General features: G+C 54.1%; 12 protein-coding genes. 5 read left to right on the top strand and 7 right to left on the bottom strand.

From position 1 onward, the window contains the following. The first annotated feature begins 48 nt into the window (after positions 1–48). A complete protein-coding gene (locus SIC18_RS07530) occupies positions 49–1,386 on the top strand; it encodes a sodium-dependent transporter (protein ID WP_048348070.1) in 1,338 nt (445 codons plus the stop codon). 25 nt (positions 1,387–1,411) lie between these two features. On the opposite strand, the gene SIC18_RS07535 is transcribed toward SIC18_RS07530, so the two are convergent. After that, positions 1,412–1,831 carry a DUF2721 domain-containing protein gene (locus SIC18_RS07535; protein ID WP_250395426.1) on the bottom strand — a complete coding sequence of 140 codons (420 nt, stop codon included), beginning with the start codon at positions 1,829–1,831 and terminating at the stop codon, positions 1,412–1,414. 66 nt (positions 1,832–1,897) lie between these two features. Between SIC18_RS07535 and SIC18_RS07540 the strand changes: the two genes are divergently transcribed. Further along, complete coding sequence (locus tag SIC18_RS07540; protein ID WP_048348071.1) at positions 1,898–2,137, top strand: hypothetical protein; 240 nt, start codon at positions 1,898–1,900, stop codon at positions 2,135–2,137. Here SIC18_RS07540 and cysS read toward each other — a convergent pair. Continuing rightward, positions 2,134–3,630 carry a cysteine--tRNA ligase gene (gene cysS / locus SIC18_RS07545; RefSeq protein WP_413429210.1) on the bottom strand — a complete coding sequence of 499 codons (1,497 nt, stop codon included), beginning with the start codon at positions 3,628–3,630 and terminating at the stop codon, positions 2,134–2,136. The two genes, SIC18_RS07540 and cysS, sit on opposite strands and share 4 nt — an antisense overlap. A gap of 424 nt (positions 3,631–4,054) precedes the next feature. On the opposite strand from cysS, the gene SIC18_RS07550 reads away from it, so the two are divergent. Further along, positions 4,055–5,299 carry an MFS transporter gene (locus tag SIC18_RS07550; protein WP_413429211.1) on the top strand — a complete coding sequence of 415 codons (1,245 nt, stop codon included), beginning with the start codon at positions 4,055–4,057 and terminating at the stop codon, positions 5,297–5,299. A gap of 66 nt (positions 5,300–5,365) precedes the next feature. Here the strand turns inward: SIC18_RS07550 and polA are convergent, their stop codons facing one another. Then, on the bottom strand, positions 5,366–8,350 hold the full coding sequence (gene polA / locus SIC18_RS07555; RefSeq protein WP_413429212.1) for a DNA polymerase I: 2,985 nt from the start codon (positions 8,348–8,350) through the stop codon (positions 5,366–5,368). A 24-nt stretch (positions 8,351–8,374) separates the two neighbouring features. Next, positions 8,375–9,550 carry an efflux RND transporter periplasmic adaptor subunit gene (locus SIC18_RS07560; RefSeq protein WP_048346188.1) on the bottom strand — a complete coding sequence of 392 codons (1,176 nt, stop codon included), beginning with the start codon at positions 9,548–9,550 and terminating at the stop codon, positions 8,375–8,377. A 168-nt stretch (positions 9,551–9,718) separates the two neighbouring features. Here SIC18_RS07560 and ychF point away from each other — a divergent pair, with 168 nt between their 5' ends. Next, positions 9,719–10,810 (top strand): redox-regulated ATPase YchF, encoded by a 1,092-nt coding sequence (ychF, locus tag SIC18_RS07565; protein ID WP_048346189.1) that lies wholly within the window; start codon positions 9,719–9,721, stop codon positions 10,808–10,810. A 273-nt stretch (positions 10,811–11,083) separates the two neighbouring features. Then, positions 11,084–11,407 (top strand): hypothetical protein, encoded by a 324-nt coding sequence (locus tag SIC18_RS07570; protein ID WP_413429213.1) that lies wholly within the window; start codon positions 11,084–11,086, stop codon positions 11,405–11,407. A gap of 326 nt (positions 11,408–11,733) precedes the next feature. Here SIC18_RS07570 and SIC18_RS07575 read toward each other — a convergent pair whose 3' ends face one another. The 3 genes from SIC18_RS07575 to SIC18_RS07585 are packed head-to-tail and all read right to left on the bottom strand — an operon-like array spanning position 11,734 to position 14,039. Further along, complete coding sequence (locus SIC18_RS07575; protein WP_250395620.1) at positions 11,734–12,090, bottom strand: hypothetical protein; 357 nt, start codon at positions 12,088–12,090, stop codon at positions 11,734–11,736. A gap of 7 nt (positions 12,091–12,097) precedes the next feature. After that, a complete protein-coding gene (locus tag SIC18_RS07580; RefSeq protein WP_413429214.1) occupies positions 12,098–12,778 on the bottom strand; it encodes a Coq4 family protein in 681 nt (226 codons plus the stop codon). Further along, positions 12,744–14,039 carry an MFS transporter gene (locus SIC18_RS07585; RefSeq protein WP_413430523.1) on the bottom strand — a complete coding sequence of 432 codons (1,296 nt, stop codon included), beginning with the start codon at positions 14,037–14,039 and terminating at the stop codon, positions 12,744–12,746. Before SIC18_RS07585 ends, SIC18_RS07580 begins: the two co-directional genes overlap by 35 nt. Between the last annotated feature and the right edge of the window lie 14 nt (positions 14,040–14,053).

Consider the following 14,053-nt stretch of genomic DNA (forward strand, 5'->3'; position numbering starts at 1 on the left):
ATGCCTATGCCTGGCAAACTTCGCATGATTGCAGTTGGCTTCGGGTTTATGGCACTGAAGGAGCGCTGGCGGTCCGGATTGGGGTTTGTGCTCGCAGCAGCCGGTAGCGCCGTGGGTTTGGGCAACCTCTGGGGCTTTGCTTATCGCGCGTCTCAGGGAGGTGGTGGTGCCTTTCTACTTCTCTATGTGCTGATTGTGTTGGTGGTCTGTCTGCCAGTTTTAGTGGCAGAGATGGTGCTTGGTCGCAGTACGGCCCAAAGCCCTTTGCTGGCTCCTGTTGCGGCGGCTGGAGAGGCTTGGCGGCCAATGGGATGGCTGTTTTTGATCGCGTCCTGCGGAATTTTGGCCTTCTATGCGGTGCTGATGGGGTGGACAGCTCACACGCTCGTTCATGCCCTATGGGTGGGGCTGCCAGATGACATGAAGACAGCTGAATCGCTGTTTGGATCGGTGAGTACGGGCAATAGCGCCCTCCTTGGCCAGGGGGCCAGCCTGGCCTTAACCGCCGCGGTGGTGGCCGCTGGTGTGCAGGGAGGAATCGAGCGTTTGTCGCGTTGGGCCTTACCTCTGTTGTTTGTGTTGCTGGTTGGTTTGGCTCTCTGGGCTGCCACGTTGTCTGGGGCTGTGGGGGGATATCAAACCTTTCTGTTGCGTTGGGATGCGGCTCAGCTGCTCAACCCCACCACCATTCGCAATGCGTTTACCCAGGCCTTTTTCTCCATCGGCACCGGAATCGGTTGCATCCTTGCCTATTCGGCCTATTTGAAAAGTAGTGCGCGTCTGCCGAGGGAAGCGATCGCGGTGGTGGGTTTGGACACGGCCGTGGGTCTGTTGGCTGGACTGATCACATTCCCCGTAGTGATCAGCTTTGGTCTGCAGGAAACGGTGACCGAGTCCACCGTTGGGGCTTTGTTTTTAGCGATTCCCACGGGACTTGCGTCCCTTGGCTCTGCCGGACGCTTGGTGGCAGTGCTCTTCTTTTCCTTGGCCTATCTCGCGGCCATTACGTCATCGGTGTCGTTGCTGGAGGTACCGGTGGCTTCTTTGATGGATCGCTTGGGCTGGTCCCGCAGGCGATCGGCATGGCTGATGGCATTGCTGATTTTTGTTGCAGGCCTCCCGGCTGCGATGTCGATCCCGGTCTTGGAAGTGATGGATTCGATCTTTGGCGGTGTGCTGCTGATTTTGGGAGGACTCTTAATTGCACTGCTTGTGGGGTGGGTGGTTCCGAAACGGTTCCGGAATGATCTCCAGGGATCGAAAACCTCAGCAGGTTTAATCGGCTTGATGCTCTTTTTCCTGCGCTGGGTGTCTCCTGTTGTGATCACTGCTGGTTTATTGATCAGTGTTGTTGATTTATGGCGTCAATGGTTTCCAGCTGCTTGATTGCTCGCAGAATGCTGTGGCGTTTTTAAAACTTTCTCTGCACAAATTCACTTGCCAATCGCACTTCCAGGAGGAACGAGATCGAGGCCATCATCAACATTCCCATCGTGGTGATGAAAAGAGGTGCCACGATTGACGTGAGGTTCACTTGAGTGATCACACTCATAAACATCGCTGAAACCACGATAGAAAGAAGGAGGGTGGCGCAGGTGAGAAGCCATATCGCACGAAGAATGTGTTGCATTCGTCGCTTGCAATGACTACGTTCAAAATCATTTCCTGTGGCATCCGATTCGCTGATCCGGCGATAGTGATCTGCAATTCGGCCGAGCCTGGCGGAAAGAACGTTGAGAAGGGCCCCGATCCCCGCGAGCAAAAACACCGGTGAGACCGAGAGCTGAATCGCCTTCGAAAGGCTTTCTGGATGCAAGGTTGTCAATTCCAAGAGTGGGTGAGTGCGTCAAAAGGTGTCAGCAATCCGGTAGACAGGAGCCTCTGTGGACGCCTTTCAATGTTGTGGCTTAAACGTTGGAACTTTATTGAGCGGGCTCGGTTGGAGCGGGAGCTTTGGGATGCATTCGAGGCCAAGGAGGATATTGAAGCGATGGTGAATGCGCTGCAGGCTCGTATCGAAGCGATGGAAACGACTGACCCTGAGTTGGGAGATCAAAGGTTCCGTCTTGATGTCTGGATGACCACCTTGGAAAGAATTAGGAAGATTGAAGCGATGATGGCTGGAAAGGAGCGTTAAACCACTCTCCAATCGGTAAGCCCACCAGGCTTGTCGATGAGTTCAATGCCTTGGTCGCTGAGGGACTTGCGAATGCGATCGGCTTCTTGATAGTTCTTCTCCTCTTTCGCGGCTTTGCGATTAGCAATGGCCTGCTCAATCGCTTGGGGATCAATAGCGCTGTTTTCAGAGGGTTTGGACTCATCGCTTTCGCTGCGTAGACCAAGAACGGCCGCCAGCTCGCGCAACAGCATCCAGCGTGAGTGCAGTTGGGTCAGCTCCTCGGCTGGCTGCTCAGGCTGGTCGCCGCGATCCAGACGGTTGGCTAAGCCTCTGAGTGGACGTGCGAGTTCAAACAGCACGGCTAAGGCTCCAGAGCTGTTGAGGTCATCGTCCATGGCGGCGATGAAACGTTGCTCTAGGGCTTCAAACTGACCATGGGGGGTTGGTCCAGCGCTAACCGCTGCAACGCTGAGAGCCGTGTGATCACCCCATCCCAAGACGGCAGCATGGCTTTCCCCCAGCTTTAGGGCAGCATTCAATCCCTTCCACCCAGTGGTGGCTGCCTCCAGCGCTTCGGCTGTGAAGTCCAGGGGCTTGCGGTAGTGGGCCTGGAGAACAAAGAGGCGCAGGGCCATGGCCGAGAGTCCGCTTTCTAAAAGTGCGCGGATTGTGGTGAAGTTGCCCAGCGATTTCGACATCTTCGTTCCGCCCACATTGACCATTCCGTTGTGCATCCACAGCCGGGCTAAGGGTGCGTCGTTAGCCGTTTCTGATTGGGCGATCTCGTTCTCATGGTGAGGAAACACCAGATCGCCACCACCTAGGTGGATATCGATGGTGAGGCCAAGTTCCTGGCGCACCATCGCCGAGCATTCGATGTGCCAACCCGGCCGTCCTGGTCCCCAGGGGGAGTCCCAGCTGGGCTCATCGGCCTTGCTCCCTTTCCACAGCGCGAAATCAAACGGGTGTTTCTTGCGACTTTCCTCTCCATCAGCTGTACGGCCGCTTGCCCCTTGTTGTTGCTCGTTGGGGTCGCGACCGCTGAGCTTGCCGTAGTCCTTGGCTTTGGAAATATCGAAGTACACATCACCATCGGAGCTGTAGGCAGCCCCTTTTGCTTCCAGTTCAGCAATGAGTGTTTGGATGCCGTCGATGCAACAGGTGGCTCGAGGCATGCGATCGGCCGGAAGGATGTTGAGCCGGCCCATATCGAGCTCAAAGGCTTCGATGTTGCGCTCGCTCACCGCTTGCATCGTGCTGCCCTCTTCGGCAGCACGATTGAGGATCTTGTCGTCGATATCGGTGTAATTCTGGACATAGGTCACGTCGTAGCCTCGCCAAATCAAGTAGCGGCGTAGAACGTCCCAATTGATGTAACTGCGGGCATGACCCAAGTGACACAGGTCGTACACCGTGACGCCACAGCAGTAAATCGTTGCCTTTCCTGGCTCTAAGGGCTCAAATGCTTCCGTGCGACTGGTGAGGCTGTTGGTTAAGCGCAGGGAAGACATCAGGCTTAGGAACGGGAGTCAAATCGCGGTTGATGCCTGCCTGCGCAGATCAAAAACCTTCGATCGATGTTAGATCCGTGCTGGTGATGCCCCTTAGGCCCGCCGGTAGGTGAGATCCTTGCCCAGCGCAAGCTGAACTCAGATCCCTGAACCTCAAGAGCGGCGGATTGAAGTGGTTGTATCACGGAAATAAGGCTTGCTTGCCAGGACGCCAAGGGATCAATCATTCGCTCTTCTTGATGACTATCTTTCTGGAACAACTATTCGTTGGTTTGTATTGAAAATCAATGTTTTGAAACTGCCTGACAGCTGAGGCGCGTGAACATTACCTGAGGTCAATTGATGTCAGTGATCAGCCTCGGTATTGGTGCTGATCATGTTCTTGCTAGTTTTTTGAAAGGAAATTAATTAGATGGGGGATTGGATGTCGCTTGCGATTTTCGCATTGATGTTTACTTGTTTTGTTGATGTGATGGGTCAAGGCCTTGCCTTCCCTATTTTCGCGGCCTTGCTGATGCAACCCAATGGTGGGTTTCTTCCACCGGGTGTTTCGCAATCTCAAGGCGCTCTTCTCTATGGAGTAGCCATTGGCACATTCTTTTTGACTTGGTTTTTTGGATCGATTTATGTTTCAAGGCTTTCAGACAGTATTGGACGTAAGAGGGGGATCCTGATTTGTTTGATCGGTGCCATTGCCGGTTACGCCATTGCAGCAGTGGCGCTGATTTCACATAATTACAGTCTTTTGGTGATCTCTCGGGGGATTACTGGCTTTACTGCTGGAGCACAGCCAATCGCTGCTGCAGCCATGATTGATCTTGCGAAGAGTGATCGAGAAAGCGCGCGTAATTTAGGGCTGACAACCGTTGGGATGAGTTTTGGTCTTGTGGTGGGACCGATTATTGGAGGACTCTTCTCAGATCAGGATCTTCTTGGCCGCCTGGCATCCTCACACTTGCCATTTGTGATTGGTGGTTTGTTGTGTTTTGTGGGGTTGATGCTTGTTTTCTTTGGATTTGAAGATGTCAAGACAGAGCTCAATCCGATGGACGCTAATCCATTGGTGGTATTTAAGTTGTTAGCGGATGCCCTTAATCGAGATTCGGTTCGACGTGTTTCAACGGCATTTTTTCCCTATATGTTGTGTGTCTTAGGTCTTTATGTGTTTGTGTCAGCCAACCTGTCCACACGGTTTGGCTATGGGGCTACAGGCTCCAGTGTTGGAATGTTTTTGATGGGTGTTGGCTTGATTGCTTCGAGCAGTGTTCTTGTTGAGCCTTTGAATGCTCGGTTTTCTAAACGGGCCATTATGGCGAGCTGCACCGTGTTGTTTTGTTGTTGTGTGACGGCATTCTTGCTTGTTCCCTCTGGACCTTTGGCCTTGGCAATCATGCTGCCTTCTGGGGCCTTGCATGGTGTCGGTTATCCAACAATGTTGACAGGATTCTCTGAATCTGTTTCCAAAGAAGAGCAGGGCTGGGTCATGGGTTTTGCTACGTCACTCTTTACCCTTGCGGCCGCCATTGTTTCCTTCTTAGGCGGTCAGTTAATGACCTCTGTTGGCCCCGAGGCACCATTTCGATTTGCGATTGCCTGTGGTGGAGTGGCAATCATTGCCTTGGCTGCGAATTGGAAAAATGCTCCTAACTTAAACAAAGTGATCTCATAAAGTTTGGAACGTATGGTTCACTCTTTCAATATGGATAGAAGCCTTGATGGAGTGTCTTTTTGCTTCTTATTTGCATTCCATCCAATTGTTTCCACTTCCTGTTTCAACCTCTAAGGGAACAGACAACTCGATGGCATTTTTCATGGTTTGCACCACCAGTGTCTCAACAACGGCTAGCGCCTCGGGTTCCGTTTCGAGCACGAGTTCATCATGCACTTGTAGAAGAAGTCGGGCGGGCAAATTGTTGCTTTCAAGTTTTGCTTGTAGCTGCACCATGGCCAGCTTGATGATGTCGGCACTGGAGCCCTGGATCGGAGCATTGGCCGCGGCGCGAAGTTGCTGTGCTTCCATCCCGCCGCGTCGCGCTACCTCCAAATTGATCTCCAGTGGATCCATGCCGTTGAGGCGGCCGAGCCCATTGCGGTCGAAGTGGAAAGGGCGCCTGCGTCCCAAAATCGTTTCCACATAACCCTGACTAAGCGCGAGACGTTCCTGAAGTTCCAGAAAAGCGAACACCTTGGGATAGCGCTGTTTGTATTTGCTCAAAAAGTCTTTGGCCTCGCTTTGGCTAACACCTGTTTCGCGAGCAAAGCGTTGGGCGCCCATGCCGTAAATCACGCCGAAATTGATGGTTTTTCCCAGTCGTCGTTCATCCGGCGACACCTTGTCTTTGTCAAGAAGCAAGCGTGCGGTGAGGGCATGCACGTCGTCTCCATCGCGGTAAGCCTGTTGCAAGACCTCTTCTCCAGAGAGGTGCGTGAGAATCCGTAGCTCGATTTGCGAATAGTCGGCACTGAGGAGGGTCCAGCCGTCTTGGGGCAGAAAGGCCTTGCGGATGCGCCTGGAATATTCCGTGCGTACAGGAATGTTTTGCAGATTGGGGTTGCTGCTGCTCAGCCGGCCTGTTGCGGTCACCGCTTGGTTGAAATCGGTGTGGACCCGCCCGGTTTCCGCTTCCACCAGTTGGGGCAACGCATCCACATAGGTGCTCTTCAATTTGCTCAGCACCCGATGTTCAAGCACGAGGGGCACGACTGGGTGATCATGTTCCAGCTTCTCGAGCACGGTGGCATCGGTGCTGTATCCGGTTTTGGTGCGCCTTGATTTTTTGCGGTCAAGCCCGAGGGTGTTGAACAGTAAGTCGCCGAGTTGTTTGGGTGATGCGAGGTTGAAATCAATCTCTGCAGCCTCTTTTGCGCTTGCTTCCAGCCGTTCCAGGTTGGTTCCGATTTCGGAGGAAAGCGCTTCGAGATAGGGCACATCAATGCGAATACCGGTGGCCTCCATCACGGCCAGCACGGGCTCTAGGGGCAATTCCACCTTGCTCAGCAATTTTGGAAGCTGGGGCCCTAAGGCCTCCAGTTGTTGGTTGAGGTCGATGGCGAGCTTGCGGGTGAGATGCACATCCATGCCGCAGTACTGAGCTGCTGCTTCGAGGGGCACCTCGGAGAAATTGCTGGCCTTGCCCTCTTTGGCTTTTCCTACGAGATCACTAAACAGGGTGGGACTGATGCCGTAATCCCGCTGGGCCATGACATCCAGGCCATGTTTTGCTGCTGCATCCCTGAGGTAATCAGCCAGCAGGGTGTCCATGACGACACCGGCAAGGGGTAAGCCATGGCGCAACAGAATCAAGCGGTCGTATTTGGCGTTCTGAAGGGCTTTGGGGTGCTCGCCACTCGCCAACCATGGAGCAAGGGCATGTAGCACCGTTTCCAGTGGTAACTGCTCTGGGATGGGATCGCCTTGATGACTCACCGGGATGTAGGCCAGATCGTCAGATCCAGGCCCCCAACACAGACCAATGCCGACCAGCTGAGCGCGGAATGGATTGAGATCGGTGGTTTCCGTGTCGAGGGCAATGGGGGCTAGGGAATCACGGCAGTTCATTAACTGCTTCAGCAGTGCTTTGAGCTGATCAAGGGTTTGAATGATTCCGGGTCGCAAGAGCGGTTGGGTTTGGCTGGCCGACACCTCGGATGGCGCCTCGGGCCCTGATGGTTGAGCTGATGTTGTGGCTTCACCCTTGACGGTGCGTGTCTCCTCATCTGCTTTGGCGAGAAGGTGGGCGTTAGCCGCCAATCCACCAGTGGAAAAGGTGGCCACAAAGTTGGGAACCTGACGAACCAGGCTGTTCAGCTCGAGCTCCTGAAGACGCTCACTCAGGCCCTCTCCGTCAACGCTTCCCAGGTCGAGTTTGGGCTCCTTTGGCAGCGGAATGTCCACCAGGATTTCAGCCAGGTGCCGCGACAGGTAGGCATTGTCTTTGTCGGTCGCAAGTTTGGCTTTGAGCGCCCCTTTGATTGCTCCCCGACTCGCTTTGGGCCCCTCCTCTTCCACTTCGGCTAGGGCCCGATACACCCCGTCGAGATCCTCGTTGTCCTTCAGAAGGCTGATCGCTGTTTTCGGGCCCACCCCCTTCACTCCAGGAATGTTGTCGGAGCTGTCTCCGGTGAGAGCCTTGAGATCAACCACCTTGGTGGGAACTACGCCGAGCTTGGCTTGAACGCCGGCTTCGTCGATCAAGGTGGGGCCACTGCTTTTGGCGTAAGGCCCACCGCCCATGTAAAGGACAGCGATGTTGCGACTGTCGTCGACCAGTTGGAAGAGGTCGCGATCGCCGCTCAAAATGCGCACGCTCCATCCATCAGCTGCTGCGCGGTTAGCCAAGGTGCCGAGCACATCGTCAGCCTCGAAGCCAGGCGCCAGGCAGAGGGGCAGTTTTAGCTGCGTCTTCAGAATCGCTTGGAGCTGCTCAAGGTCTTGGAAAAAGTGAGCGGGTGCGACGTCGCGATGGGCTTTGTAGTTGGGGTCGGCCTTGTGGCGGAAGGTGGGTTCAGCCGTATCGAAGGCGATCGTCACACTGTTGGGTTTCAGCCCTTTGCAGTTATCGAGCAGGGCCTTGAGGAATCCATAGGTGACGCTCGTAGGAATTCCCTCTTTTGTGGCCAGTCCTCCCTCCCCACCTTTGCTGAAGGCATAAAAACTACGGAATGCCAGTGAGTGTCCATCCACCAGCAGGAGCAGGGGTTGATCGGAGGTGGAGCTCATGGGTTTCGGCAGGGGTGGGCTGGATTAGTCGCGCTGTTTGGCCCAGGGTGGCAAGTCGATGAACACCCGGGTTCCCGGTTTCACTCCCGAGAGAATCGCACTCTGGCTGCCGCCGCTGGAGCCCAGTTCGATGGCCTGGAAGGTGGGTTGGTCGTTCTTGCCCACCAGTAAAACCCCTGGTTTCCCGTCTTCCGTCACGATTGCCACGGTGGGTACCAAGGTGCTCTCAGCCGTGCGTCCGGTTTGAAAGTTCACGTCTGCGGTCATGCCGATGCGCAGGATGGGAGGCGGATTCAGAAGCGTGAGTTCCACCTCAAAGGAAATCACGTTGTTGGTTTTCTCAGCGCGCGGGGCGATATCGCGTACTTCAGCGGAAAAGCTTCGATCAGGGAAGGCATCAACGCGGACGTTTGCGACTTGACCGATTTGGATACGACCAATATCACTTTCTGGCACTTTTGCTGTGACTTCGAGGCCCTGGGAGAGCTCCACGATCGAAGAGCTGGTGGCGCCTGCTGAGGAGGATGCTGAGGTGGTGGGCGTCACGAAAGAGCCTGGTTCGGCGTAGCGCTCCGTGATCAAACCACTGAACGGCGCCCTGATTAAAAGTTCATCACCCTCAACATCCCGTTGTTGGATTCTTTCCTGGGTCGCTTCAAAGGTGGCTTTGCTGCTGAGGTAACGGGCTCGGTAATCATCCCGATCTGCTGCGCTGATCACGCCGCTTTCAAATAACGACTGACGTCGTTTGTAGTCAGAGGCTTTGGCGTCGTAGTCGGCTTTGGCTTGACGTGACAGAGCCATGAGTTCGTCCAGACGGTCCTGAAAATCACCCCGGTCCATGCGGGCGAGCACCTGACCCTCCTCAACGCGGACCCCTTCATCAACGAGCAAAGCTTCGAGTATCCCCCCCTTTTTTGGACTCACGTTGACGCGGCGAATCGCCTCTAACTCGCCGCTAGCGGTGATTACACCAGGAAGGGAGCCACGGGTGGCTTCAACGGTGTAGTCGGAGAGGTCGCGACCCCCGCTGCGACTGCTGCTCAGCATCCAAAACAGACTTCCGCCGCCTACAAGCGCTGCCGCCACAGCAGCAATAACCAAGCGTTTGCGTCGTCGTCGATCTCCGCTGAGGCGAGTGAGAGAAGTCAAGTCATGGTCCTTGGCGAGTGATGGGGTTTGCCGTTGTTGGCTGACCATGACAGCGCCTGTATCAGAACTTCACACATAGTCTCGCCTGTGCGTGGGTGAATCGAGATGTCAGCTTGAAATTTGCACGCCACAGTAACGCTGCCGTCGTGCAAGCGTGTATTTAGCGGGGTTGTTGGGCGCAGACGCGGTTGAAGGTCGGTGGATAGATTTGCCCACATGCTTAAAGCTGGAATCGTCGGATTGCCCAACGTTGGTAAATCCACCTTGTTCAATGCCCTAGTGGCCAATGCGCAGGCTCAGGCTGCGAACTTTCCGTTCTGCACGATTGAACCGAATGTGGGGACCGTGGCGGTTCCCGATGACCGTCTCCAGAAGCTGTCTGACCTCAGTCAGAGTAAGGAGCTGATCCCCACGCGGATGGAGTTCGTGGACATTGCCGGTCTGGTCAAAGGGGCCAGTCAAGGCGAAGGCTTGGGCAATAAGTTCCTATCCAATATTCGTGAGGTCGACGCGATTGTTCACGTGGTGCGTTGTTTTGAAGACGATGATGTCATTCACGTGTCTGGATCGGTGGGACCTGCTCGCGATGCAGAGGTCATCAATCTGGAGCTTGGTTTGGCCGATCTCTCTCAGATCGAAAAGCGACGGGAGCGACTGAAGAAGCAAATGCGCACGAGTAAAGAAGCGCAAGTGGAAGATGAGGCTTTAGAGCGCATCCAACAAGTGCTCGAAGCCGGAGGCGCCGCCCGCAGCATTGAGTTGACTGATGAAGAGGCATTGATGATCAAACCGCTTGGACTGCTTACCGCCAAGCCAATTATTTATGCCACCAATGTGAGTGAAGACGATTTGGCTGCGGGCAATGCCTATTGCGAAGAGGTTGTGGCCCTTGCCGAGAAAGAAGGTGCTGAGTCCGTCCGCATTTCTGCTCAGGTAGAAGCCGAGTTGGTTGAGTTGGGTGATGAAGAATGTGCTGATTACTTGGAAGGTCTCGGCGTGAGTGAAGGAGGCCTGCGCAGTCTTATTCGTGCCACCTATCGATTATTAGGCTTGCGGACTTACTTCACAACAGGTGAAAAAGAAACACGTGCTTGGACCTTCCGTGCCGGAATGACTGCGCCGCAAACGGCAGGAGTGATTCACACTGATTTTGAGCGTGGATTCATCCGTGCACAGACCATCGGTTGGGAGAAGTTGCTGGAGGCTGGCTCCTTGTCAGAGGCCCGAAATAAGGGATGGTTGCGTAGTGAAGGGAAGGACTATCTCGTGGCTGAAGGTGATGTGATGGAATTTTTGTTTAATGTGTAATCTGTGATTTAAAAAATATTTCCCTAAGTAATGAAAACATTGCATGATTTGGCGTTTAGCTTTTGAAACGGTCGATGAGCCTTTTGCTGAGCGTTGTGATTACTAGGAATCATGGCTAATGCTCAAGTGATTGAGCATTTCGGCTAGGTGCGTTTGTTTGATTAGCGATAGGCCTTGTGATCAATCTCACAGTTCACGTTGATTGAAATCGGAACATCTGATTGCTAAGCAGGCGATGCTGTCGTCATCAAAGGATCTTCATCTTCTTGACCCATGTCTAAGGAACATGAAAACTCTTCAAAAGGCAGTATTGCTTTTGCGCTTTGTTGGAATCCTTTGGATCATGGATGGTTTGGCGTTAAATCCTCTCAGATTTTGGGTTTGCTGAGAAGTGTGGGAGCTTCTTTGGCCATAGTTTCTTATGTGTTCCTAGCTCAAGGGCATACCGAGATTGGTGTGTGCATCAATCTTGGTTGTCAGTTGCTTCTCATCCCTTTCAATCTTCATTATCGACTTTGGGACATGGTAGGGGTTAGCGTTTTCTTTGCAACGATCAACCTGCATGAGATCAGTCGTTTGCTTATGGCTTATCTGTAAGGCTCATTCGTGATCAACTGGTTTCAAGGTTCTGCGTGCTTTCTTCTTGCAATCCCCCTTCAAGGCCAAGCTTGGGCTTGACCACATCCTTGAGGATGATGCTCGTTGCATCGCCCAGGACGTCTGATCTTTTTGGGCGCGAGATCGATTTGATATCTATGTTGTAAATCATTTTGCTACAGGCTTATTGTATTTCTTGGTTGAAGAAGTGGTTTCTTCAGTGGTTTGGGTCTAGTTCAGCTTCCTTTGAGAAAGGCGATAGACTGACTCTCGTGAAAACAATTATTGGATAATTTTTAGGCCAGAATGTTTATTCTGTTTGGTTCTCAAAGGGCTTCGATTGCCTCCATGGCTGGAATGAATTGTGTGCTGTTTTGATTGAAATCTGTGCATTCTTGGTTCATGGCTTCGCTCACCAGCTTGATGGTTTGGGTGGCTTGTGAGGACTTCAGCCAGCCCTTTTGGGACTCCCAATTGTTTTTTTTGATAGCGGTTGCCACGATGAGATCAGCACGCTTTTGGCTGTAGTCAGCGTGAATCATCTTGCAGGCTGCGTACGCAGATTGACCCACGAGTCCTCGACGCATGTCTTGCTCGGACATTTGGGCTTGTGCCCCAGTCCAAAGGATCGATTGATTCAGCATCAAACCAAGGCCGATCCAAAGGAAATTTGTGCGGGGCATCATGGGCTTACTCGTAGTTCGCGCTGAAAGTCTCGCCTGTGGCCATAGGGATGGCGAGTTCCTCTCTCCATTGGCTTAGAGGTTTCTCCCAGCCTTCCTCCCAGCGCTGTAAGACGAGGGGCTTGGCCTGCAGGCCGATGCGCTGTCCGTGCGCAATGGCTCGACTGATGGCTTCGTATTCAGTTGGTTGAAAGCGGAATGCCTTAAAACTGGCCAGAAGGTTGAGGAGTACGTAGGCGGGGAAGCCAATCTGATTGGCGGTGATTGCCAACACTGCTGACTCTCCCTGTACTTGGGTGTTGAGCCCAGCGACCACGTGATGAATGTCATGGGTGGTGGCGATGCGTTGGGTGAGCCAGAGCGCGTCTGTGCTTGTGTCTCGGGGACGGAAAAAGTCAGCGTCGTAATTCAAGCGGCGAATCATTCCTGCATAAGCCCTGCCCAGTGTTCCTTCCGGAAGCAACTCCAGCGTCTCAATCTGTGGCTGAAAGGCTGGGAAGCGCTGCTCCATCATGTCTGCACCGCCAGGTAAGGCCTTAAACCGCGCGATTGAAACCGCCATCGCCTCACTGTCGAGGAAGTTGTCGATCAGGTCGCCTACCCCTTTGAGTCCCCCATCGGTGACTGCAATCTCGCGCAGGATGCGCAAATTTTTAACGGAGCGCAGCAGTTCTCGGGTTCCTGACATCTAGAGGTGCCTCAATGGGGCTTCCACTCAAATTTGGCTTGTAGCGGGGTCTAACGGCCTTCAGCAGGGGCACCACTGCTAAGCAGGTGCCAGCCATCAACAACCAAAGCACAAAGCCGTGACCCTGCTGGTCTAAAAGGGCACCTGCTAGAAGAGGTGCGGCAATGGCACTGAACGCAAAGCACTGCGAGAACAAGGCCATGGCTAAACCGCGATGTTGCAGTGGCGTTTCCTCCACCATGGCTTCTGCCGCCGTTGGTAAAAAAGCAGCCTCTCCAAAGGCGATCGGAACCATCGCAAGCGCAATCAGGCTGCTGCCTCCCGCCCAGAGCGCTGACCCAGCCAATAACAGGCAGCCCGCGATGAATCCAAGCAGACCCATGCCTAAGCCAAAACGCAAACTGCGCTTTGCCACCCAGTTGCCGATGGGCCACTGAAGCACCGTCAACAGAAGAAGCTGCCAAGCAATCAAGCCGCCGCTGGAGGCTTCGCTGAGGGGTTCGCGTGCGAGCCCTCCTCGCACCATGTCGAGCGGAAGGGCGCTTTGCATTAAAGACACAATCCCAGTGGCGATGACGCTCACAATCAGCACTGGAATGAGCGGTAGAAGCCAGTGCCAGTCTGCCGCTGAGTGGGCTTTGGCTTCAGTCTTGGAATCGCCGGTTGACGCCGTCTCAGCTGTGAGTTTGTGGTTTTGGGTTGTCGCGGCGCTGGCATGTAGGAATGCGGCCCGTCCGTCTGGCAGGGGCGTGATCCACAACACCACCAACATGCTCAAAACGGCCGCGGCCTCGACCGCATAGACCATTCGGATCATCTCCATGGCCGTCAACAGCGCACCAAGTAATGCGCCGGCGGCAACTCCTAAGGCGTCAGCGCTGCGAGCGAGAGCGTATCCACGGCTGGACGTGAAACCACTGCAGCTCAATGGAACCGCCAATTCAATTGCAGGGAAATACAGCCCGGCCGCCACACCGATCAGCAACTGTCCAACGAGGTATCCGTTGAAGCCTGTGGCCCGAAACAGCACCAAATCCGCCATGACGGCGAGCAGGGCAGCCGCTCGGACTGGCCATGAGCAGGTAAGCCCGCGGTCCAGCATGACGCCACTCAACAGCCTTGCCACCGTGCCGATCAAGGCAGAGGCCGCTAACCCTTGACTCACTTGCACTGCCGTGAAGCTGGCCTGGTGAAACACGATCGGTGTCAGATAAATGACACCACCCGCTCCAAAAGAAGCGAGCAGGCGAATAAACGCCACTTCTTGCAAAGGTG

This window comes from Synechococcus sp. Cu2B8-bc1011 (assembly GCF_047302735.1).
In the GTDB taxonomy this organism is placed as follows: Bacteria; Cyanobacteriota; Cyanobacteriia; order PCC-6307; family Cyanobiaceae; genus Synechococcus_C.